Consider the following 22,036-nt stretch of genomic DNA (forward strand, 5'->3'; position numbering starts at 1 on the left):
GTTGCGCTGCGCCGCCTGCAACCGAACTGCGAAAGTCCGTGAGCTCGAGCTCCACCACATCGACTACTCAGGAGTTGCTGAAACTCCCACTGGTTGGAGAGCAGAGGAAAGCCACGCTGACCTCGTGAGTCTGCACCCTGCACATCACGAGCTACTGCATCGCCTTCTCGAACGCGACCAAGTACTGCGCACTATGCGCAGCCGCCGAGTCGCAAGCGCATTCGCCCTCCGCGTTCTACGACGCAAACTGACCACAACCACCACGGAGCAACCATGAGCTACGACGATTTTGACATCGACGACGTCCTCGCCGAAGAAGAAAGCGACCGCGATCCAGACTCTGAAGAGATCGCAGCAATCGCAGTGAACTGGCGAACACTGCCGGACGAAGAAGCCGCCAAGAAGTGGGAGGAATTGCGCGCGTGGGTCGAATGGATCAGCGCACGCTACGCAATTGACGAAAGCATCATCCCTGACTGCTGGTGGAAGCACGGCGCCCTCGTAGAAGAGCTCTCCGCGTTGCAGACAGCATGGACGGTTTCTTACGACATCACCGACGCAGGCTACGGACCCATCGGCTTCATTGAACGCTGGCACAACGCACAATCTCGCCTTCGGCAGATATCGGGAGGGTCCTGCACACAAGGCCATCGCCCCGACCGCATTCGCGTCTTTTCGACTGACAGCGAGTGGTCACGCTGGAGCACTACCCGTCACGCTTGAAATGACAGCAGCAATAGCTGCTACGAGTTGTACCAAAATGTAAAAGCGTGAAACGCTCCCACACCAAGAACAATTGCTCCGGCAAGCTCAAGGCCTATTACAAACGCATCCCAGCGAGCCGCGAATTTCACAGCCTTGATCAAAACCTTAGAGTCATTTTTCTTCGCTGGGCACGAAGTCGCGGTCGCGGAAAATTCACCGTAACCGCGGCGATGCAGCCGGTACGAATCATGCTCGAAGTATTCGGGTTGCAGTTGCTTGAACAATGTCGAAACCGCAATGAGAAACGCCCCAATTGCAGTAAACAATAGGGGCGCCCCTAGCGAGACATCACTAGGGCTCCCGTCGGTCAAAAGGGAAACGAAGAGCCCAACCAGCCCAACGGCCGAGACGAAAAGCGTGATGAGGAACGTCGGTATGCTTCGGTGGCTAAAACTGAGCCAGCCGTCTTCCTCTTTATCTACGGCCGGTTTACGGACCACGTCGCCTTCTTTTTTCCCTACGACCATTCGCTGCTCTCCAATAAACGTGTAGTTGAGAATAGATTACTGCTGGGGAGCAGGGACACTGCCTCTCGTGACATTTTGGGGCCTTTAGATCGAGAGACCCGGTTCGTCTGCATTCGCTGTGGCCTGTGGCAGGTTCAGTGATGTTGATGTCTTGCGCGCCGTCTGCTTCACATCCGCGTTCTCTAGATCGTTGCTCAGCTTGCGGTAGCGCGCAGCGAACTGGCTTCGCTGAGTTGTGTCGCGCTCGATTCTCTCGATAACCTTCAGCTTGGCCGCTTCCAATATGTCTATGGACTCCGGCTTTCCATCACTGATCTGCGCGCTGTGGTTGCGCGCTGCGCGCGTGGCTAGGCGCGCGTCCAGCTCGCGAACTGTCTGGCGATCGCGCGTGAGTCGGCTCGACACCTTCTCCAGCTGCTCATGCACCTCTGCACGCGCAACGAGGACCGCAGGACGTCGCGGATCGTCCGCAGGAATACCCACAACTAGCTCGGGCTCGTTACCTTCATGGGTGCGCGCAGCGCGGGCCAGCTCTGATGCTGCAGCGGCGCGAGAGTCATCAATAGTGATCTCCACACGGCCACGGCGCATCGACTCCGCAATCGTGTCAACGGCCTGACTACGGTTGCCCGCGACCACAACACTCTCGTTGTGGCGCCGTCCACGAGTCATCCCAACATATAAACCAGCAGCGTCGACACCCGGGCCAACGATGGCAACGTCAGTTGTTTCCCCCTGGATGCCGTGCACCGTGGATGCGTAGGCAAGGTGCAGGTGTTTTGTGCCGTACTCGCGAGTAACGATCCGGGTGTCGCCGGCTTGCGCAGCGTTCTCCAGCACGATCTCTTCCGAGCGGATCTTCTTCACGACCCACAAAGCACGGTTCTCAACGCCAGTATTCGAATCATTGCGGCGGGTCTGTACGACATCGCCTTCCAAGAGGCGTTGTCCTTCTTGGCCTTCGGCCAGACGATTGATTGTCAGTTGGCCACGAGCAACGCGTTCGCTCTGGATGCTCTCATTTACGAGTTGTGCGTCAGAATTTGTGCCGGTGACTAGGGCGATGCTCTGGCCTGCTCCAGCGGCTTGGAAGTATCCCGAGACCATGTGGGCGCGTGCGTCGATGTCGTTAGTGACGCACGCAACGTGTCCGCCGTCGTAAAGTTCGCGGGCAACATCCGTGGCAGCTTCTTCGCTGCCGGGGTCGCGCAGTCGCATTGACAGGCGCCCATATTCGGCATCCTTGAAACGGTGAATTGCGGTCAGCTCGACCACAGCGGTGGAGCGCTGTTTGGTCAACGCCATTGCGCCGGAGTGTCCGACTGGGGCGGCCTGCAGGTGGTCGCCGACCATCGCAATCCCTGCTCCCGTTTGCTCGGCCAAGATCGCCAGTGCGCGTGCCGCGTTCAGGTCGATCATTCCTGCTTCGTCGACGACGATGCGATCGCCGGGGTGAAGTACGTGCTTGCGAGGGCCTTCATAAATGGCACCGGTGTCGGCGCTCACTGAGCCGACCTCCAGCTGCGACCAACGTTGGACACCGGCAGCGTCCGGTCCAAAACGCCACCCGTTGTCGTACAGCAGACCGTGCAGCGACGATGCCGTCGCGCCCGTCTCACGACCAGCGACGCTAGCCGCTTTCTTAGTCGGGGCAACGACGACGAGCTGGCGACCCTGCTCCGTCAGCGATGCCGCTGTGACCTTCAGCATGGTCGTCTTACCAGTACCGGCAGGTCCAGTGACTGTCACCAAACGGTCGGTGCCGGCGATCGCTGCAGCGGCGTTCGTTTGCCCTTCATCCAGTCGGCGGCCGTCGTCCAGAACACGACTAGCGATGGTGTCGATCGCGCCAACGGCAACGGGCTCGCCTGCCTCAATGAGCAGGTCGAGCTGGTCTGCAAGCTGCGTTTTAAGCACCGCAGTATCGGCAGCCATGAAGTGCTTGACGTGACCCGGAAGAGCATCCACATCTTCAGAAAGTTCGACAGTCTCAGCCGAAACTGCTCGAGCAACGACGTCCTCGAGAAGCTCGGAAACAAGTGCCCGGTCAAGAACAATTCCGCTAGCGGCGACGGCACGACCTGCACCGGCACGGATGTCGTAGTGACTAAATCGACCACCGGTACCAGCCGAACGGCGATCAGCATCGGCGATCGCTTGGGCGGCCAAAAGGTCACGGTCAAGCTCTCCGATATGAACTGCAGCTACCCCAGTAGCGACTCGCGCCCCCAACACTTTGGGGTCGAGTTCCAACAGTTCGTCACGCACAATCTCAGTCCAGCGAGCCTCGTCAACCTTGCCGGGCTTGTTCGGGCGCCCTGCCGCCCAGGCCCAACGGTCGATCGCAGTCAGCACGTTGTGGTCAGGTTCCTGACCCGGATTGGCGGCTTTCCAGTCAGCAAGTTTCAGCGCCCGGTTCGCCTCAATTTGGTTCGAGCGACGCGACAGCGGACGCACCAAATGAGCCAGCTGCTCGATCTCTCCAGAGGCATCCAAAGTGAACCCTTTCGCCGCCAACGCAGCGATCCATTCTGGGTCAGTACGGGCGGCCAAATCGCCCTCAGAATTGACCACAGTTTGGAAGCGTAAAGCCACCCGTGAATCGACGTTTGACCATCGTCCGTCGACGCCACGAACCTTCATGTTCAGCCACAGATGACGGTGCTTATGAGGGTCCAAAGAACGCGACCGTTCGTGCTTGAGTTCCACCACTTCAATGCGGGAAAGCTCTTGCCGGATTGCCCCGCCAGCGCCGCGCCGAGCGTTGAGTTCGGACTGCCAGGTAAGCAGCACACGGTCGCGCAGGCGGTCTTGGAGATACTCGAACTCGGCCGCCAACTCGGCATCGAGAAGAGCCGCTAGCGAAAAGGACTTCGGAGAATTGACCGTTGCATCCAGCAAGAGGTCGGCTTCTGGAGACGGAAGTTCGCGCCCGCGGTGCTCGCCGGTTTCGGGATCAGAACCACCGATCCACGCCTTCAATTGGTCACGGCTGAGCGAGTCAGAGAACGTTACACCGTCCTCGACCACAAAGCGTTCCATCACACCATTGGTGTAGCCGGCTGCCGCTTCGGCCCCTGCCGATGCAGTTATGTGCGAGTCGCAGGTGCCACCAAACGCGTAGTCAAGAGCTTGCCGGACACCCTGAGAAGCGACCCCTCGCTTCCATCTGGCTATCCCTCCGCGCATGCGTCAAGAGTACCTCACACTCAATAGTGCCTGCGTGCATCACACTATCTTTCTCTCTTAATCGTTACTCGTCTCCTTTACTCGTCATCTCGTAGAGGGCATGTGTCATCGTGCATTCTGCACGTCCTTTTCTCTTCTGCTCCGACGTCGCTTCTTCGTCGGGGCAGAAGAGGCTTTAGTCAGCTCGGCGCTATCGCGCCCGCTGACAGCGACCACCAACCCACGCAGCGGACATCCACGAGCAAGCTCACCGAATAACAGCAGAGCAGCAATGAAGGGAAGTCGGGCACACCGGCCCGCGCTAATGAAAGTGGCCTTGCCGACGCAATGTCGGCAAGGCCACGAACGAAGTGCACAGGGCGGCGGTTACCAGCCGACCTCGTGCGTCGATACCGCGGTGGGCTGTTGAGTCCGGTTACCCGGAACCTCGGGACCCGGCCCGGAACGCCGAACGCCCGGCGCAGGCTCGGCGTGCTTCTCCGTATCCTTCTCCGCCTGCTGAGCGGAGAGCACATCGTTCACCGAACGCTGCCGTTGGCGAGCCGAGGCGAGAGTCAGCTTCGAGAATCTCGGACTTGAGCGCGGCGTCTTCTTGCTGGATTTCACCGATGATTCTGGGCACTGCCAAGGCTCGATTTCCGAGCTGACGGAAAAGCCCTAAACCACCTCCCAGGAGCTCGCTACAAGACACCTTCAAACTCGACCGAGGCACACCATCAAGACGCACCGCGAGGTACGGCTCTTGCCCCATTCCAGGATCGCTCTGACCTTCACTTCGAAACCTCCATCCGACCCAAGCGTTCCGAAATTGGTTCTCGCCGTTCGGGGTGAAGAATTCGGATCTAGGCTCTCGCGGACGAGCTTCGATGCTCTACCTCGATAGTTCAACATTTAAAGCGTCCCCTCAAATTCCACCCGATAGAAATTATTGCTGCTTCGTACGAAGAAAAAAATATTGACAATACCTCGGGGTGGTGTTTCTATCTCAATACGCAGAGTTTTATTCACCATCCGTTTGTTCAGTCGGACACACGGAGAGCTGATAGGGGAGTTTCAAATGCTCAGTAGGCGCCGGAAAGTACTCACAAGTCTCGTTGCTCTTGCCTTATTTACTGCGCCTCTGAGCGCCTGCACGGCACCATTGCCTGGAGGCGCTGGAAACTGCCAGTTGAGCGCTGACTACCCTCACAAGTCCAGCACAAAACCCGGGTTTATAGATGGAAAAGGCAAAGTCACTTGCAAATTCACTACGGGAAGTCTCACAAGTCTAAAAATCGAGACACGTATTCAGAAGTGGAACGGTTCGGCGTGGACTACCGTCGCAAATACAACGAATTCGACGACCAAATCCACCGTTAAATCTAAAGTGACATATACAGGAGTTAGCCTCTTCATTGTTTGCCAGACCGGCACTTTCCGAACTCAGTCGAGAGCTGGCGGCTATCTCGATGGCGTGTATTCAGGTCTATCAACCTGGGAAACCACGGCTTACAACACAGGCATGAAGAATCCTTGTTCTGCTAAGCCGACCGTAGTGACTGTTCCGTAGCGACACCGTGTGCTTGAGAGCAGTGACCTAAACCCAACCATGCCACGAGTAAGCGCACTCCATTTTCTAAGTCGTCTTGGGCCTGTACTCGCCGTTGTATCCATAATGGGGATCTACTTAGATCCGCCACTTTCCATCACAGGCTCAGTGGTCGCGCTTCTCGTACTGGGAGCCTTGGCGGGCACCTACTACGCGAGAAGGGAGTTCGAGCGCGCTGCCATTCTCGGGATGCTGTTCATCATTTTCTTGCCAGGTCTCGCGAATTGGGACCTTGCAACTCCAGCTATCGGCGCCGCTCTCCTTCTAACCGCCAGCGTCATTTATCGACCCTGGCGGAGTGCATTCGCTTTAAACTCGTCTGTAGCGGTGGTGGTCAGTGCGTTCGCTGTTGTCCTTGGCGTCGTGGGTTTCCAAATCGTAAATAGCCTGAGAAGCTCTTCCAGCACGTCTATAGGCTGGACTGAGTTACCAGGTCAGGGCAATATCACTGCGACAGTTTTCTTCGTGCTGATCGCTTCGGCGATTAACGCAACCTTCGAAGAGCTCCTGTGGCGTTTTGCAATCCCGCTTCTATTCCGAAGCTCGAAAGGGATGATCATCCAGTGGATTCTGGTGTCGATCTGTTTCGGAGTGGCCCATCTCCATGGCACGCCCGGCGGTATGCTGGGCGTGCTGTTCGCATCGATTTTCGGCTTTATGATGTGCGTGCTGAGGCACCTATCCCATGGGTCGATTACGTGGGTCATCGGTGTTCACTTTTTCGCGGATGTTATTTTGATTGGAGCGCTATATGGGATTTTCTTTTAGTGACCAATTCGCAGAAATCGTTCGTCGGGCGAGGAACCCGGCTAAGGCTTATCTCTGTGATGGCGACCCCACTTCTGCTGTCGTCTGGGATATCGACAACGAAATTACGATAAGACTTTCGCTAAAGGACGATGAGGTCTGGCTGATCGCGGGCTCTGGAACCATGGTCCGGTTCGTGGCAGACAGCAACGGCGACTTCGATCACGACGGCATCGACTTCGTGATTAGCTCGATTCTCCTCTCTGAAGTGGTCGAACACTTTGGGGCCGCAGGAAAAATCGAATACGACTTTGTCGTCACTGGGCACCGCATCGGACCGATGAATGAATACTCGGGTGGGTTAGCTGCTGAGGAATCGAAATTTCAGGCACGGATTGCGGGACCAATCGCTGCCGCCCAGATCGTGACCGAATAACAGGACGACGCCAAGGAGAAGCAGGCGGTGCGTCAACGCGCAACTCACTGCATCCCGAACCGCTTGATACGGATGAAATGTTGAGCTGACGGCTGGATACGGAAAACTTGCAAGCGTCAATTTCGAGTACACCCTAAACAGACGTCAAGGTAGGCCACCACTCCCCCAGCAACTACGTGTCAAGCTGAAGCCGCAATCGGCATTCTTGACACTAGCTGCAATCAGCTCTTAGAGTTCCCTTGACACTATCGAGATGGGAACAGTGGTGCAAACATTCGGCTACATCAGAGTCAGCACGTTGGACCAAAACTCCACCCGGCAACTAGACGGAGAGATCCTCGACCGGGTCTTCATGGATAAAGCATCCGGCAAAGATCAGAACCGCCCGGAGCTGGCGAAGCTCATCGATTTTGCTCGAGACGGTGACACCGTGTTGGTCCACTCGATGGATCGGCTGGCTCGCAACCTCGACGACCTCCGAGCGATAGTTCGGCAGCTGACGGATAAGAAGGTGCAGGTTCGATTCGTGAAAGAGAATCTGACCTTCACCGGAGACGACACCGCGATGGCCACGTTCCTACTCTCCGTGATGGGGGCGTTCGCCGAGTTCGAGAGAGCGCTCATTCGTGAACGACAACGAGAAGGCATCGCCCTGGCCAAAAAGGCCGGCGTTTACAAAGGGCGGGGCCGTTCACTCAATGAAGATCAAGCGTCTGAAGTCGCGAAGCGTGCCGCGGCAGGAGAATCGAAAGCAGGACTCTCCCGTGAGTTCGGCGTTAGCCGCCAAACAATTTACCAGTATCTTCGACCAACGTCGCGGTAGATGAAGGTTATGGCGGAAGTTGAAGCGCGGATATCATCAACGGCTAACAAGAAAGTCTCCGAGCCCGTAACGCTAATGGTCAATATTCGCTTCGCTAGCGCGCTGGTCAGCCACGGTCGGGGAAGCCGCCCTCATAGTCATTCCACATTCCCGCCAACATCTGCATCGCGTGCAACTGTTCCTGCACTGAAGCATCTTTACCAGCGAAGTCCATAACGATGTAGTTGATGACGAAGCCATCTTCAACGGACGAACCGAATGCCTCCGCATCATCACGAGAATCAAAACGATAGTAGTTAGCTTCTGCCGTGCTGTACGCCTCGACACAGTCAATAAGCGTTGCACACGCAGTGTCCGTGATGTCCTCGGCCTGGGTGGTCACATCGACGCCCTCTTCCACGTTCACTAAATCGTGCAGGGTGAGCTGGCCCTGTGGATCCAACAACGAACATCCAGCGAGAACCAACACGACGAACGCTAGACCCCCCATGCGGAAAGCAGTATGGCGTGAGTTCATCTCATGATCCTTTCAGAAAGCCGCAAAGAGTGCGACTTGGGGGCACACTCTTTCGACGCGCGCATTGCAGTTGACAATCTCTAGTCTATATAGGTAGCTTTGCAGAATGAAAGCTCTAGGTCGTTCCACTTCCGCTACAGCAGACGTCCTTGAGGTGTTTTTGTCTTCTGCAGAGCCAATCTGGGGTTTGAAGATCGTCAAGTTAACACAGCGACCCGCCGGAAGCGTCTATCCGATCTTGGAGAGGTTGGAAAACCTGGGTTGGACATCTTCGCAATGGGATAGCGACGCTGATCGCGCCGGACCGCGCCGGAGGCTTTATTCCCTTTCGACTGCGGCTCGAGCGGAAGCTCACGCCGCAGTCGCGGAGGTCAGAAGGCGAGAACTCAGAACTGCGGCCTCGAGGGTGGCGACGACAGCATGAACCTCCCGGAGAAACTGATCAGAGCAACCTCTCGAACACTGCCGCCGATCGCCAAATCTAGATATCGCGAAGAATGGTTAGCTGACTTGGCTGGTGCCGCTGAACTTGGGCTATCTCGCTGGACAGTTGTCGGCGGAGCTGCAATGGCGGCTTTCTCCATCGATCGCAAAAGTCCACGGACGGTACGGACTGAAAAGAATAGGAATTCTGTCAACCGATTCCAATGGGCTTCAGCCGCAGTCGGAAGTCTAGCCACGTTAGGTGTGGCGCTGTTTCTTTGGGGAGGCTACGAATCTTTCGAGATAGCTTCGATAATTTTCGGCGTTCAAGTATTGGTGATTTTTCTTGGGACGTTTGCACTCATCCCCTTATTAGGAGCGCTAATTCCAGCCTCCCGTTCTCCTCGCAAACGGGGGCTGCCCACGCTGACCTTCCTCATAGGTGTGGCCGCAGCACTTATTCTTTGCGCGGCGGGAACGTTATCGTTTCCCGCGCTCCTCACGGCTCCGATTGTTGTTATGGCCGCTCTCACGTCCGCAGTTGCGGCAACCATTATCGCAATAAGCAACAAAAGCAACCAACGAAGAATTTAGACAGCCGCGTACTGCGATCTGCAGCTTGTCAAAACGATTTCTTAAAAAGGTTGAGCAGCTGCGAAAGCTACTGCTCAACCTTTTTTGAGATACATCCCACGCCGAACCGCTGGCGAGGCTCTCCTGCTTCGGCGGCTCGGCTATGGCCTCATCAATACCGGTAAGAAGTAGTCCAGTTGCAATGATGAATAGCGACACCATAGCTCCATAGAGCCGTACGGTTGGGCCGGAATTTCTCTAGGTTCCAATCGCCAGCGAAGGCAGAGCCAAATGCATGACAGTCAAACTGCTGACGCATCGACGCTTTGCTCGTCAATACACTCTTCATCAGTGCACTACGGCCCAAGGCTTCCGGCCAACCGTAGTCGATTAGGATCCATGGAAGTTGGTGACTTGCGCCCCAGGCGGAAAGACGTAGGTTAACGCGTTGGTCACCATTGTAGAAGTCAATGCTGCTGGAACCCCAAAGGTTTTGATTAGCATATGGGTCGGCAGAAATCGGGTACACAAAATCGCCGGATTGATGCTCCACTACCTGCGTGAGAGTTGATCCAAGGACTTCAAAGTGAGTAGGAACGGCAGTCCCTTCTGAGTCAAACGCCCACGGGCTAGCGACGCCACCGAGCCAACCACCAGCCTCATCGAGAACAATAACCATGCCGTTTTCCTGAAGGTTCAGCGTCACATCCGAAGTGCTGGAAAAATCGTAATCGAATCGCTCCGGCGACTCGGAGCTGTCCAAAATGGTGACGAGTTGAACGGCTCCATCGTCTTGCGGCAACGGCACCACTGAGTAGTCCGCGTTGGATTCGAATACTGCAGAACCCTTGTCTGCGATAGAAACGGAGCCCGGAAGTGCTGCGTCTATCCTTAGAGGTTCGTAAAAATCGGAGCTGAGCTCAATAGCTGGTGCATCGCCCGACTCAATGATGAGCCGCGCATTGTCCGTCTCACTCACGAGACTTCCATCCGACTTCTGTAGGAATGTCCCAGCGTCAGCAATCGGGCCTGTCTCAGGAGTAAAGACCAGTGAATTAACTGTGTCCTCTGCCAAGTCCACCCCATCGAGCTGCGGTGCCGCAAACGCTGGTGACGTAGTCATGACCATACTGGCGGCGGCAAGAAAGGCGATCGGAACACCCGCAGCCTTTCGTGATCGATTTTTCATTTGTGTCCTCCACATCGCTCGAGAATTCTCCGAATGAGATCCCGATTGCCTAAAGGCTCACATATGGCGAACTAAAAGTACAGATAAATTCTCAGGTTGTTCTGGCAGCGGGATTACCAAAGCGAAAAACTTCCGACCTCGGCGGGGAAATCAGGATAAGCGTGATTGCGCATCTAGAGGGCTTGAATATGCGCCCCACCGCCGATACCGTGGCAGCTGAAGGCACCTTCCCGGATCTTGCCTTCGGGATGAACGGTGCGCACAACCCTTGGAGCCTTCCCAAGAGAGCTACCAGTAAAGCTTCATCGTCCATCGAGAGCGCAGGGCGACCAGAGCGGCAAATCGCCGACAATACGAAGCGGCATTAAAGATCAGAAAAGTCCTCTCTCGTGCCGCCCATGCGCCGGCTCCGCTTCTCGACATCACGCACGTCCGCTAGATTGTGCGTTAGAAAATATAGAGCGCTTGAAAACACAACTCGAGAGGGCTGTCTCCGCCGCCCCCTCGAGTTTCTTGCTATTGACTCTTGCGATGCTGGAGCGTGTCCAGGATCGTGATTGACCCGTCTCCCTCGACCTTCAAGGTCGACAGAAGCTGGTACCCAAGGTTTCCGTACATCGCCAGATCTACTGCTCGCCCAGCCAGCTGCTCGCTCTTTCGGAACGTGCTCACTCGGGTACCAATGGTGGTGGAGACGGTCACGATATCGAAGGTCTCGTCCTGTGAGTTAGCCATTGTTTCTCTCTCTATTGGGTTATCAGATTCGCGGTGCCGATTTGGCACGTAGAGCAATAGAGAGTGGAGGAGGCGGAGTGCCCGTAGAGAGCGGTTGCTAAGCGGGGGAACGCAGTGGAGGAGTCTGCAAATAGCGAACGGAGGGTCGCAGCCGAGAGAGCGAACTATGGTCGTAGAGACAAATTGGCGTCGCGAATCTACCCACCAACAGACGCAGCAATGGGGGTACCCTCATGTGCATGTGTGGACGGTTTGCTCTAGACGACAAGGTCAATGCTCTGATCGAGGAATACGTCGCCGCCGGCGGCGACTACCGTCAATGGGCAGGGTCCTGGAACATCAAACCCATCACCCAAATTCCGATCCTCTTCGAGGATGAAGAACATGGGCACCGCTCCGAGCTTGCTCGGTGGTCCTTGGTCGCTCCGTGGGCGAAGGATCTCTCCCAGAAGTTCCCCACGTTCAATGCCCGCTCGGAGAACATCACCGAGAAAGCCACGTGGAAGAACCCGGTAAATACGAAGCGGGCCATCGTGCCGGCGACCGGATACTTCGAGTGGGTCACCGAAGGCAAAACGAAAACACCCAACTTCATCTACGACCCCGCCGGCGAGATGCTCGGTTTCGCGGGACTGTACTCCTGGTGGAAAGACCCCACCAAAGAAGAGGACGATGCGTGGTTGCTCTCAACCACGATCCTCACAATGGCGACAGTTCCAGAGCTGGCGCATCTGCATGATCGAAACCCGGTGACACTCCCCCGCGATTTCTGGGACGAATGGACCTCGCCCACGACAGTGGGCGATCAAACTTTGGTCGATGCCGCTGTCGCGGCAGCAATCCCTGTCGCAAGCGCACTCACTTCCCACCAGGTCGCACCGCTGACGGGAAATGACCCCAGCCTCATCCAGCGAGTGACCTGACAAACAGCATCTGCTGCCTAGGTATCTGGTCATCAACAGCCAACCGCCGACGGCTGTTATCCCCAACAACACTCATTCGATCTACGCACCTCGAGCACTACTTAGGCTGCATAGATGGGAAGGTCATCGGACTAAACGGCAAGGCTATTGATCCATTGATGCTGTCTATCCGAACAGCGCTACTGGCCGAAGGTGCCGCTTCGCAGCTCCTGAAAGGGATACCCGTTTCTGCCGATGATTGGCGGAGGAAAGCGCGCGTCGTGGCGCGAGAGCTTGGACGTCCCGTCCGGACATTCGTTTCCGTCGAAGCAGTCCACGCCGTGCTGCGTGACTGGCCGGCAGACGATCGCGAATCGCAGATTCATGACCGCGCGCTCGAAGAGGCGGTCGAACTCAGCAAACTGGCAACTGAAATGACGACCCCCATCGAGAAATGCCCCTCGTGCGGTGAAGAGCGCCATTGGCGATCAAGTGACCGCTTAGACAAAGCCAGCACCATCGTTTGCGGTCACTGCGGAATCGTGGAGCTTCAACCTCTCCCCCAGCGCGCCAGAGATCTCCCGCCGGGCCGATAGTTAGTCGGCGGCCCCACCTATGGTGTTCCCGTGGGCAGCAACAAGCGCTATGCGCGTCAAGTAGACGCACGGATGGATACGAGCATCGTTGAGCGCATCATGGCCTCCAGCGCCCCGGAATCACTCAGCGACGAAGAACTGGAACTGAGTCGCTTCGACCTCACCCAAACACGAAACCCACGCCCCGTCTGGGCATGGGTTCGATATACAGACGGCGCCCTCCAAGTCGAAGCAGACGCCGTTGCTTGGACAGAACGTGCAGTAGCGATCAAGTGGCAGACCATCAGCGGACAACCACACCGCGCTTGGGTGTGGGGCTCTGCCGTCGAATCACGCTGACGAAGTCAGCGCGAAATGCCGGCCAGTGGCCGACACCAGCTGCCTACTGGCAGCTATCGCACTGCAGGTCTTCCATCGGGTCGATAGGGACCATGTACTCGTCGACGTCAGCTTCTGGCTTCTTGTTCACAATGCGCTCCTTGGGTTGATGGGCTGTTGGTTAGAGACGCCCAACAGCTCTGGTCCGCTCGCAGTGCAACCCACCGTGGCAAAAGTTTGCGCAGCCAAGTTTTCCGCGAAAGGGGTTGCGGTGCGGGCGGCGGAGCTAAGTCTCTTCGCTACCAACGGCCACTACCCAAGATCAGACACAAGAAGGTCTGACGACGCTCGTTGATAACGAGCAATTGGTGAGCCGGAGGCTCCTGTGTTCTAGCAACTTCGTTGTCTTTTTTCGCTGGAGGAGTGTAAGCACGATTCCTCTCTTCGCAAGTGCTTTCGCGGCATATCCTCGCGGAGCTCCGGTATTCCACGGTCACTGGCGAATTCACCCCATCGCGCCATTTCGCACTTTGTGTCGAAAAAGACATGGGAAGGGATAAAGAAAATGCAAAGAGACACAGAGAACGTAGGCGAGTACCAGGTGCCCGTCGATCCGATGGACGACTTGAACTGTGAGGCGTGTGAATAATGGCTACCGAGACACGGGAAAAGCGGGACGAGCACTATTTCCTCACGCCCGTCGAAGCCGCCGAGAACCTCGAACTATCAGTTGAAGACCTCCGGACGATGCGGGCTGCGGGAACTGGCCCTAGGTTCATTTCCCTCACCACTCGAACTGTGCTCTACTTCGCCTCATCCTGCCTCCCCAGTTACCCTCTTTTCGAAGACGATGGGAATGATCAGTCTGAGGAGGGTCACTCACTGTGAACGCCAACTCATTATCACCTTCCATCGCGACTACGACGGGTGTGCTGGATGACGACACCAAAGCTCGGATTGCTCTTTCCTGTGCAGGGGTCAGCGGGGATCCAACTGTCGCTGTCGGAATCGACATGCTCGGGGGTCCCGTTGCTTTCGTCGCGGCGGTCCACGATGGACGGGATCGGCTCGCTACCTTGTCACCTCTCGTGCGTCAGCGGATTCGTGCGCTTGCGTCAGCAGTTCGTGTGGCGGATGCGCTGCGCTCCATGACCTGCGGTGGTGGGCGCGTGTTGACTCCAAGAGATATGCATTGGCCGAGCCAGGTAAGTGCGCTCGGCCGAGGCGCCCCCCTTGTACTTTTCGCTCAAGGTGATGTAACGACTCTGAGACTTCCCTCGGTCGCGATCACAGGAACAACCGCTCCCAATACCCACGAAACCCACATGACGATCGAGTTAGCGACTGGTCTTGCTGATCGGCGATGGGTTATTGCTTCCGGAATGGCCCAAGGCATCGATCAGTTGTCCTTATCTGCCGCAACTGCAATGCGCGGAAGAACGATCATTGTCGGGGCAGAGATGCTGCGCGACACTGAGGTTGTTCATGATTCGGTTCGGGTCAGCGAGTTGCCGCTTACGAAGGCCGTCACGGCGCGAGAGCAGCACCGATCCAGACTTCTGCTTGCCGCAATCGCGACGAAAACTATCGTTGTAGAGACCGGCGAATCCTCCAACGCGTTTCTCGCTGCGGAGGCCGCTATCGCGATTCACCGCCCCGTTGGAATCCTGGCGCAAGCAAGCATGAAGAAACCCGGAGCAGAGAGGATCGACCCACACTCGCGTCGCAGCATGGTGCGAATCGCGTCTGTCACGGACGCCGATAGGCTCCGATGATCAAACCCTCGCACTGCACACCCTGAGCAGGTTTTGACAATCGCAAGCCTACGAGAGCTCACTATTACAGGGCTGATGCACAAAGGTCACAAGCGGTGGATCAGCGCCTCTTCAATACTGAAAAGCGACGGGTGGTCTTGTCGAGGGAGGTTCGAGTCGAGCGTTGAGCCGCGCGTACTGGCACGGCGGGCAGCAGTCAGAAGGCTGCCCGCCGGCCACCAGATACGAGGACGTTGTCGCGGAGGTATTCGCAAATCATGACGTCAACGACTTGCGGATCGAGTCCTCGTCGTCGCCTGCCGCTGCGTCAATCTGTGTAAGAAGCAAGTCGATCGCGATCCTTATGAGGGAGTTTTCAGTGATCCGAGCCCCCTGGCTTACTTTCGCCCTGTTGAGGCGTCTAGCTTCGACTGTAAGTTGGTTCTGCTGGTCTTCCCGGATCCTCGTTTCTTTCCTCACGAAACGTAGATAGGTTGGCACAGCGTCATCAGACGCTGGCCGCATGGGCACATTGTTTACCTTTGGCACCCTCTTCTTTCGGCCCGAAGATCGAACCGGCTCAACCACGATCTGATCGGCCCCAGGAGCGCCGATTTCGATCCGAGCTTTATTTGGCCGGGGCAATGTGGAGGGTCCTGCATCACCGACATTGCCAAGCAAATGGCCGAGATTTGCGCGAACCATTAGCCACTCGCAGTGGCGGCGTTGGCCCAAATAGACATCAGCTCGAGTGCTACAGCACGGTAGTCGTCGATAGACTTCGCGGTCTGCTTGAATTCGGGGTACTGGGTGACTACTTTGCCTTCGATCGGGGCGTCCGCGTGGATCTTGTAGCGGCGAATCGCTCGTCCGAACCGAGGCAGCCCGAGTTCGTCCACAAGCCGCTCGGCGTCTTCAAGCTGCCCTGGCACCCTCATGTCGATCTTGCTCAGCAAGACGCGAAACGGGGTCGAGGTCGGCTCAATGAAGGTCCTCACGGTTCGTATCATTGGCGGAATACACAAGGCTTCCGGCTCTGTTGGGACGATCGCAAAATCTGCGACAGTCAGAACTGAAGACAGGATGTCACTGTCAGTTAGATTGCCCGGGGTATCGACGAAAACCATGTCATATGGCAGGTCCCTCATCCGGGCCAACGTTGCCGGGTCGGTGTCGTCGGCGAAGTCGAACGGCAGCCCGTCTCCTGCGGTCGAGGCCCACCACGTCGTCGATTGTTGGGGGTCAACGTCCACGACTAGAACGCGCGAGTTTTCCGCGGCGATTGCCGCGAGATTCATTGTCGTGGTGGTCTTACCCGCTCCTCCCTTCTGGTTGGTTACAGCCACAATCCTCATGAGCGAACCATCCTCAGTAGTCCCAAAGTCGCGAACTTCGGAACTTCGGAAGTTCGTGTGTTTGTAAGTCCCGAAGATCGGATGTTCGGATCATAAGCGCGGGTCAGCGTGGCGGCACCGCGACTGTCGGACTGCGTAAGTTCGACAGTGTCGAACTTCGTAAGTGTGGAACTCCGAAAGTCACAACCTTCATCGCCTGCGCGTACTGGTTCTGTTTTGTTCATTTCTGCTCTCTTCCTGTTAAGGGATCCCATTTGTAGCCCCCTATCTGACAACTTTTCGGTCCCCTTAGGGGACTAGAAAGTTGCCCTCTGCGGGTACCATTCCTTGGCCCCCTGGCCGCCGATGAACGGCAAGACATTCGGATCGTTTGTCTGGCGCCGTGTGGTCTGCGGTCGTGCACTATCCAGCATCAGTTCGTACTCTGAAGTCAGCCCCCTGCCGCCAGCACGCAGTCGGGTGATTGCGCCACTCTCGACAAGTTCGCGGACTGCACGCTTGACGGCCCTGTGCGCCGCTGCGCTACCGTTCTCTGGCGCTAGAAACCCGAGGGCAATAGCCGACATCTCTCGGCCACCGAAGTATCTTCGCGGCTCTTGAGCGTCTCGCTTCTCGTCCCAGCATTCCAACGCCATGTGAAGAAGCAAGCGGGCAGCGGTGTTGCCAAGCCTCAACCTCGCAGCCACGAGGATCGCGCTCTTCGCCGCGTATAGACCCATCACTCGAGCACCCGTCGACTCATACGAAGGCTGCCGAACCCGTGCGAGTCTGAGCGCTGGCCTCGACCCATGCAATGACTTCGGAACGTTTGTAAAGGACCGTCCTCGGTGTTGGTTTGTAGAAGCATGGTCCACGACCTTGATAGCGAAGCTGAGCAAGTGCGGTAACCGTCAGCCCGGTGATCTCCGCCACCGTCGAGGGTTGGATAAATTCCTCTGACATCATTCTCCTGTCGATTTCACAACTAGATTGAGTTATGGTTGTTGTTATGACGCTAGATCACAACTGTCGATTTCACAACCTAAATGGCTGTACCCTATGGAAATGGCTGATTTTCGTTCTGAGTCGAGCTTGGGCGCTCGTATTCGAACCGCCCGACGCGCCCGCGGATTACGGACAGCACGGGACCTCGCCGACGCGATCGTGGGCGGCACACTGTCAGAGGCGATCATCGAGAACATCGAGACAGGGCGAAAAGTCTCCCTTGACGTCAGCCAGCTCTTGAATATCGCCATGGCTCTTCGGGTTCCCCTGAGCTATCTTCTCGCGCCTCTTGGCGAACCGGAGCGCCCCCTCGATCTACCGAACTTGAGTCAAGCGTTTGAGGGAATGACTGCGATTGAATTCGACTCGTGGCTAACGGCGTCGAAGGACGGCAGCTATCGACCCGAATCAATAGAAGAACGTAACGCCACCTCAGAATTGCAAGCACTTCGCGAGTGGTCCGCGCTGACGCGCGAAGTTGCGCGGTTGCAGACGATGTTCGAGTTAGAGACGGCGACCATGTCATCAGCGGACGCAGGTGACGCGCTGCTTCGCACCACGGAAGCCCGTCTAGTCGATGCGCGACGTGAGTCTGCCCGGCTCGCCAGCTACTTGGAATCAGCCGGCTGGAAGCTCTAGCCGCGGCAAATCGCATCGATTTGTTGCGTCGATAGCGTCCTTACGAATTTCAATATCCTGGCCGGCCCAAGAGCTTAACCGATTCGATCTGTTAACCCAACTGCCGTTTGGAGTGACCGTGGGTTCGATAACCGCATACGAGACAGCGGCGGGAAAGCGGTACCGCGTACGATATCGCAAGCCCAACCGCGCGCAGACTGACAAACGCGGGTTCAAGACTAAGCGCGATGCCGAGCTGTTTCTTGCAGCTACAGAGGTGCGCAAGGCCACTGGCGAATTTATCGACGCTACAGCGAGCCGCATCGCGATAAGTGAACTCGGAGTCGCCTGGCTACAGGCTCAAGCACATCTCAAACCCAGCTCGTTCGCAGTGGTCGAGGTAGCGTGGCGCGTCCACGTCGCGCCGCAGTGGGGCTCACGAATGCTTGGCGAGATCCGCCATAGTGAGGTGCAAGCATGGGTCAGCGAACTTGCGTCAAGGAAGAGCGCTACCGTGGTGATTCGTGCGTACGGGGTACTCGCGGGAATTATCGACGTTGCGGTTAAGGATCGCAGGCTACCTTCGAATCCAGCTCGTGGAGCCAACCTGCCTAGAAAAACGGGCAAAGAGCGTCACTATCTCACGCACCAACAGGTGCAACTTCTCGCGACCGAGTCTCGACACAACGGGACTCTAGTCCTGTTCCTGGCGTATACGGGCTTGCGATGGGGTGAAGCCGTCGGACTCAGGGTTCGAAGCGTCGACATGACTCGACGCCGCGTGCTCGTCCAGGCAAACGCAGTGAACGTGAGAGGCACGATCATTGCGGGTACACCTAAGAACCACGAAGCCCGAAGCGTCCCATTTCCGGAGTTCCTTGCCAGACCGCTCGCGCGACTATGTCTAGAAAAGACGAGAGAGCAGCTTGTGTTCGGGGACGGTGACGCATATTTATCCACGCCAACTCCCAATGACGGCTGGTTCTACGGTGCTCGAAAGCGAGCGTGCCTATTAGATGCAAATTTCCCGCCCAACCTCACTCTTCACGATCTAAGGCACACCGCAGCTTCACTGGCGATCTCTGCAAGCGCCAATGTCAAGTCGGTGCAGAGAATGCTCGGACATGCGTCCGCCGCGATGACTCTCGACACCTACGCCGACCTTTTCGACGATGACCTAGACGCTGTCGCCACCGCCTTAGATCGCGCGAGAGCCGAAGGACTGTCGGTTCTTCCGACGCACTAGTTCTCTTCAAAATTGGGTGAGGATGGATTCCGGCGGAAATTGCTGTCGCACTCGGTCTCGGTGAGCGACGAAGTGAAGCCACTCTTGGCCGGAAGCCGTGACTATTCCGATGATGCAAATACCTCTGACAGCCGTAGGTTCCCCCACGGCTTTCCACGCCCACCAGTCCGCACGTGCTAGAAAATACGGAGCTGAACGCGGTACCTGCGACGAGGTTCTAACCATCACCGTCACGTCTAAGAACTAGGCGTTGGATCGTTTCCAGTATTGCAAGATCACCGAAACGCTCGTGGAATGTGGGCAAAATGTGGGCAAATCCAGAATATCCACTTAATAAAGGCCCTTGGATCCCAGTGTTTATAGGGGATTGTCGCGCGAGCAGAAAGTGCCCCTGGAGGGATTCGAACCCCCAACCTGCTCCTTAGGACGGAGTTGCTCTTCCGTTGAGCTACAGAGGCTGGCGATTCGAGTGTAGCGGAGAGCTCTGGCCGCAAACGGCACACCAGCCACCTCTCAAGGAAAGTCAGTATCGTCAGCTCATGATGTCACTGAGCGGATTATCAATTCTCGTTGTTGGGTCATCGGGAGGCCTAGGTTCAGCGATCTCGCGATGCTTAGCCGACGAAGGCGCCCGCCTCACTCTTCACGCGCGGTCAGAAGCATCGAGCACCGCGACCGCCGCGCTCGGTACTTCTGTGTATGCAGACCTGCGTGATCCGGCTGCTGCCGGCGCACTGGTGGCTGCGGCGCTAGACGCTTACGGGCAGCTCGACGGCGTCGTTAACGCCGCAGGGCTGGTTGCCTTCGGACCGGCGGCGCTCGCCTCCGTCGACACCGTCGATGACCTCTTTGCCGTCAATACCGCGGCGCCGATGAGCCTGCTCCGCGCTGCGCACTCCGCGCTCCTCGAGTCTGCTGCCGCTCAGAGAGAACCCTTCTTCGTTACGCTCAGCGGCATCGTGAGCGAAAGTCCCACCGCAAACATGGCCGCTTACTCGGCGTCGAAGGCTGCACTAGCCGCGTTCGGTCAGGCCGCTGGCCGCGAATTACGCCGCGAGGGAGTACGACTCTTGGATGCCCGCCCCGGTCACACCGAGACGGGGCTGGCCACACGACCTATCCACGGCGAGGCTCCGCGGATGCCTCAGGGCATGGAACCCGACTACGTAGCTCGTCGCATCGTTGATGCGATCATTCAAGGCGAGAAGGACCTACCGAGCGGAGCCTTCCACACCGCCCCGTAGGCGAGGCCAGCGCGTAGCGAGTTCCACAATCCGATTGCGGCCCCGCGGCAAGGCCCTGTGCACTACAGAAAAAGTTGCCAGAGAATGGCGGCGTAGATCAACGTGAAAATCGCCGGCGTGACGTACTTGACGACGAGCGTCCACCACGCCGTGCTAACGATCTGCTTGACCACGCGCGACGGGTCGCTGAGGCTGCGCATTTCGAGAGCGATCGCCTGCGCCTCGCTCGCCGACGTGTACTGAGCCACCGCACCGAGAATTCCGGATGCCAACAAGATGCCTGCCGCTGCAACCTTGGTGGGCAGAGAACCAAACTCATCCCCACCGAGAGATAGCACGGCAATGACCACGGTCAGCAGAAAAGTTGGGGCGAACTGAGCCACAATAATGTGCAACCGCGCGCCGGACCACAATCCAAGCAAGTCTTTTTCATTCACTCTTGCGACTATACCTAAGCGATCGCGAGTGAACTAGAAGCCATCGCCCTGACGAGGATGTCAGACGTTACTGCCCGGGAGGGTAAAGGAAAGCTTCTACTTCGCTCGGCTGCAGCGTGCGCTGACCGTACGAGCGGTATACGTAGTTGTACTCCTCGAGGAGCACTGAACCGTCGGAGTTGACCTGTTTGACATAGGCAACGTGGTTGTCCCAGCCAAACCAAGCAACCGCTCCAGCGACCGGCGCGTCGCTGACTGTCCAGCCGTGCGCTTCCCAGGCAGATTTCCACTGGTAGGCGTCTCCGCCGTTCGGCGTCAAGTCTGACCATGCCCAGCGGAAGGGGGCTGCGAAAGAACCAACATCACGGTTGAGTCGCCAGGCCACGAAGTCGGTGCACTGACGGTAGTAGTAGTTGAGCGGAGACAGCGTGTCGTCGGCGGTCGGCCACGGGTAGTCATCGCCCAAGGCCTGCGCGCCAGATGCGACGTAGAGGGAATTAGCTTCGGCAATCGCCGCTTGCTGACGAATTTGTTCGAGATCCTCGGGCGAAGTCGCGGAGAACTGATCGCGCTCGAGCACCGGCAAGTCAAGTTCGGCGCTGACGGTGACCGATTGAACGCTAGCCGGTTTAACATCGGCGAAGCCCAAAGCGGAAGTCGAGGTCGAAGCCGAGGCAGCGGTTAGCACTCCTTCGTCTGACATGAACCCGGACGCGCTATACGCCGGCAAGCCCGCGACGGCGAAGAGACCGCCGATGACGGCCATCGAGGCAACCGCTCGTAGAGGGTTGGTGCGAGCCCGCTTGGTTTTCGGCTTGGGTGCCGCGGGAATGCGAGAAGGAGCACTGCTCGCGAATGCCGTGGGTACGTAAGGTGCAGGGGTCACGCTGTGAGCGACGGCCGCTGGTGCGCTCGGGATAGCGGGGACAGCAATCTCAGACGTCACAACGACTTCAGCCGATACCGCAACCGCGGGCACGACGCTCATGGCTGTGGCCGGAGCGCCCTTCTCCGCGGCTTCGCGAGCTGCCCGCGCTTCACGACGCGAAAGATAGACGGGCGTCTCACCCGCGGGGTTCACCGAAGGCAAGCCGAAATCATCCGTACTACTCGGTGACATACGCGACAAT

General features: G+C 57.3%; 21 protein-coding genes and 1 tRNA gene. 11 read left to right on the forward strand and 11 right to left on the reverse strand.

Going from position 1 to position 22,036, the window contains the following annotated elements; all coding sequences use genetic code 11:
- The first annotated feature begins 273 nt into the window (after positions 1-273).
- Positions 274-723, forward strand: coding sequence for a hypothetical protein (locus ESZ53_RS06070; protein WP_129072006.1), 450 nt, complete (start codon positions 274-276; stop codon positions 721-723).
- A gap of 20 nt (positions 724-743) precedes the next feature.
- Here ESZ53_RS06070 and ESZ53_RS06075 read toward each other — a convergent pair whose 3' ends face one another.
- The 3 genes from ESZ53_RS06075 to ESZ53_RS06085 form a co-directional block, all read right to left on the reverse strand.
- On the reverse strand, positions 744-1,232 hold the full coding sequence (locus ESZ53_RS06075) for a hypothetical protein (RefSeq protein WP_129072007.1): 489 nt from the start codon (positions 1,230-1,232) through the stop codon (positions 744-746).
- An 84-nt stretch (positions 1,233-1,316) separates the two neighbouring features.
- Positions 1,317-4,274, reverse strand: a complete 2,958-nt coding sequence (locus ESZ53_RS06080; protein ID WP_246837403.1) for an AAA family ATPase — start codon at positions 4,272-4,274, stop codon at positions 1,317-1,319.
- A 513-nt stretch (positions 4,275-4,787) separates the two neighbouring features.
- Entirely contained in the window at positions 4,788-5,027 is a 240-nt protein-coding gene (locus ESZ53_RS06085; RefSeq protein WP_129072009.1) for a hypothetical protein, read from the reverse strand.
- 1,090 nt (positions 5,028-6,117) lie between these two features.
- On the opposite strand from ESZ53_RS06085, the gene ESZ53_RS06090 reads away from it, so the two are divergent.
- From ESZ53_RS06090 to ESZ53_RS06100, 3 genes are all read left to right on the forward strand, one after another.
- Positions 6,118-6,777, forward strand: a complete 660-nt coding sequence (locus tag ESZ53_RS06090; protein ID WP_168187191.1) for a CPBP family intramembrane glutamic endopeptidase — start codon at positions 6,118-6,120, stop codon at positions 6,775-6,777.
- A complete protein-coding gene (locus ESZ53_RS06095) occupies positions 6,761-7,192 on the forward strand; it encodes a hypothetical protein (RefSeq protein WP_129072011.1) in 432 nt (143 codons plus the stop codon). Before ESZ53_RS06090 ends, ESZ53_RS06095 begins: the two co-directional genes overlap by 17 nt.
- Before the next feature lie 253 nt (positions 7,193-7,445).
- Entirely contained in the window at positions 7,446-8,015 is a 570-nt protein-coding gene (locus tag ESZ53_RS06100) for a recombinase family protein (RefSeq protein WP_129072012.1), read from the forward strand.
- A 106-nt stretch (positions 8,016-8,121) separates the two neighbouring features.
- Here the strand turns inward: ESZ53_RS06100 and ESZ53_RS06105 are convergent, their stop codons facing one another.
- A complete protein-coding gene (locus tag ESZ53_RS06105; RefSeq protein WP_129072013.1) occupies positions 8,122-8,532 on the reverse strand; it encodes a hypothetical protein in 411 nt (136 codons plus the stop codon).
- A 106-nt stretch (positions 8,533-8,638) separates the two neighbouring features.
- Here ESZ53_RS06105 and ESZ53_RS06110 point away from each other — a divergent pair, with 106 nt between their 5' ends.
- On the forward strand, positions 8,639-8,956 hold the full coding sequence (locus ESZ53_RS06110) for a helix-turn-helix transcriptional regulator (RefSeq protein WP_129072014.1): 318 nt from the start codon (positions 8,639-8,641) through the stop codon (positions 8,954-8,956).
- Positions 8,957-9,700: 744 nt separating this feature from the next.
- Here ESZ53_RS06110 and ESZ53_RS06115 read toward each other — a convergent pair.
- The gene (locus ESZ53_RS06115) at positions 9,701-10,717 is read right to left on the reverse strand and encodes a hypothetical protein (protein WP_129072015.1); all 1,017 of its coding nucleotides are present in this window, start codon (positions 10,715-10,717) and stop codon (positions 9,701-9,703) included.
- 516 nt (positions 10,718-11,233) lie between these two features.
- Entirely contained in the window at positions 11,234-11,452 is a 219-nt protein-coding gene (locus tag ESZ53_RS06120; protein WP_129072016.1) for a hypothetical protein, read from the reverse strand.
- A gap of 239 nt (positions 11,453-11,691) precedes the next feature.
- Between ESZ53_RS06120 and ESZ53_RS06125 the strand changes: the two genes are divergently transcribed.
- Positions 11,692-12,375 carry an SOS response-associated peptidase gene (locus ESZ53_RS06125; RefSeq protein WP_129072017.1) on the forward strand — a complete coding sequence of 228 codons (684 nt, stop codon included), beginning with the start codon at positions 11,692-11,694 and terminating at the stop codon, positions 12,373-12,375.
- A gap of 179 nt (positions 12,376-12,554) precedes the next feature.
- On the opposite strand, the gene ESZ53_RS06130 is transcribed toward ESZ53_RS06125, so the two are convergent.
- Positions 12,555-12,836, reverse strand: coding sequence for a hypothetical protein (locus tag ESZ53_RS06130; RefSeq protein WP_129072018.1), 282 nt, complete (start codon positions 12,834-12,836; stop codon positions 12,555-12,557).
- 144 nt (positions 12,837-12,980) lie between these two features.
- Between ESZ53_RS06130 and ESZ53_RS06135 the strand changes: the two genes are divergently transcribed.
- Together ESZ53_RS06135 and ESZ53_RS06145 are read left to right on the forward strand one after the other, a co-directional pair.
- Positions 12,981-13,289, forward strand: coding sequence for a hypothetical protein (locus tag ESZ53_RS06135; RefSeq protein WP_129072019.1), 309 nt, complete (start codon positions 12,981-12,983; stop codon positions 13,287-13,289).
- Positions 13,290-14,416: 1,127 nt separating this feature from the next.
- Positions 14,417-15,043, forward strand: a complete 627-nt coding sequence (locus ESZ53_RS06145; RefSeq protein WP_256386364.1) for a DNA-processing protein DprA — start codon at positions 14,417-14,419, stop codon at positions 15,041-15,043.
- Between the two features lie 683 nt (positions 15,044-15,726).
- Here the strand turns inward: ESZ53_RS06145 and ESZ53_RS06150 are convergent.
- Positions 15,727-16,377, reverse strand: coding sequence for a ParA family protein (locus ESZ53_RS06150; RefSeq protein WP_129072021.1), 651 nt, complete (start codon positions 16,375-16,377; stop codon positions 15,727-15,729).
- A gap of 1,044 nt (positions 16,378-17,421) precedes the next feature.
- Here ESZ53_RS06150 and ESZ53_RS06160 point away from each other — a divergent pair.
- Together ESZ53_RS06160 and ESZ53_RS06165 are read left to right on the forward strand one after the other, a co-directional pair.
- A complete protein-coding gene (locus tag ESZ53_RS06160; protein WP_168187192.1) occupies positions 17,422-18,000 on the forward strand; it encodes a helix-turn-helix domain-containing protein in 579 nt (192 codons plus the stop codon).
- Complete coding sequence (locus tag ESZ53_RS06165; RefSeq protein ID WP_256386356.1) at positions 17,939-19,225, forward strand: tyrosine-type recombinase/integrase; 1,287 nt, start codon at positions 17,939-17,941, stop codon at positions 19,223-19,225. The genes ESZ53_RS06160 and ESZ53_RS06165 overlap by 62 nt, the downstream gene beginning before the upstream one ends.
- Before the next feature lie 386 nt (positions 19,226-19,611).
- Here ESZ53_RS06165 and ESZ53_RS06170 read toward each other — a convergent pair.
- Positions 19,612-19,683 (reverse strand) — tRNA-Arg (locus ESZ53_RS06170).
- 81 nt (positions 19,684-19,764) lie between these two features.
- Here ESZ53_RS06170 and ESZ53_RS06175 point away from each other — a divergent pair.
- On the forward strand, positions 19,765-20,469 hold the full coding sequence (locus tag ESZ53_RS06175; RefSeq protein WP_129072025.1) for an SDR family oxidoreductase: 705 nt from the start codon (positions 19,765-19,767) through the stop codon (positions 20,467-20,469).
- Positions 20,470-20,531: 62 nt separating this feature from the next.
- Here the strand turns inward: ESZ53_RS06175 and ESZ53_RS06180 are convergent, their stop codons facing one another.
- Positions 20,532-20,906 (reverse strand): hypothetical protein, encoded by a 375-nt coding sequence (locus ESZ53_RS06180; protein WP_129072026.1) that lies wholly within the window; start codon positions 20,904-20,906, stop codon positions 20,532-20,534.
- Between the two features lie 67 nt (positions 20,907-20,973).
- The gene (locus ESZ53_RS06185; protein WP_129072027.1) at positions 20,974-22,026 is read right to left on the reverse strand and encodes a CHAP domain-containing protein; all 1,053 of its coding nucleotides are present in this window, start codon (positions 22,024-22,026) and stop codon (positions 20,974-20,976) included.
- Positions 22,027-22,036: the final 10 nt, after the last annotated feature.

Origin of the sequence: Salinibacterium sp. UTAS2018 (genome assembly GCF_004118935.1) — a bacterium.
Classification (GTDB): Bacteria; Actinomycetota; Actinomycetes; order Actinomycetales; family Microbacteriaceae; genus Rhodoglobus.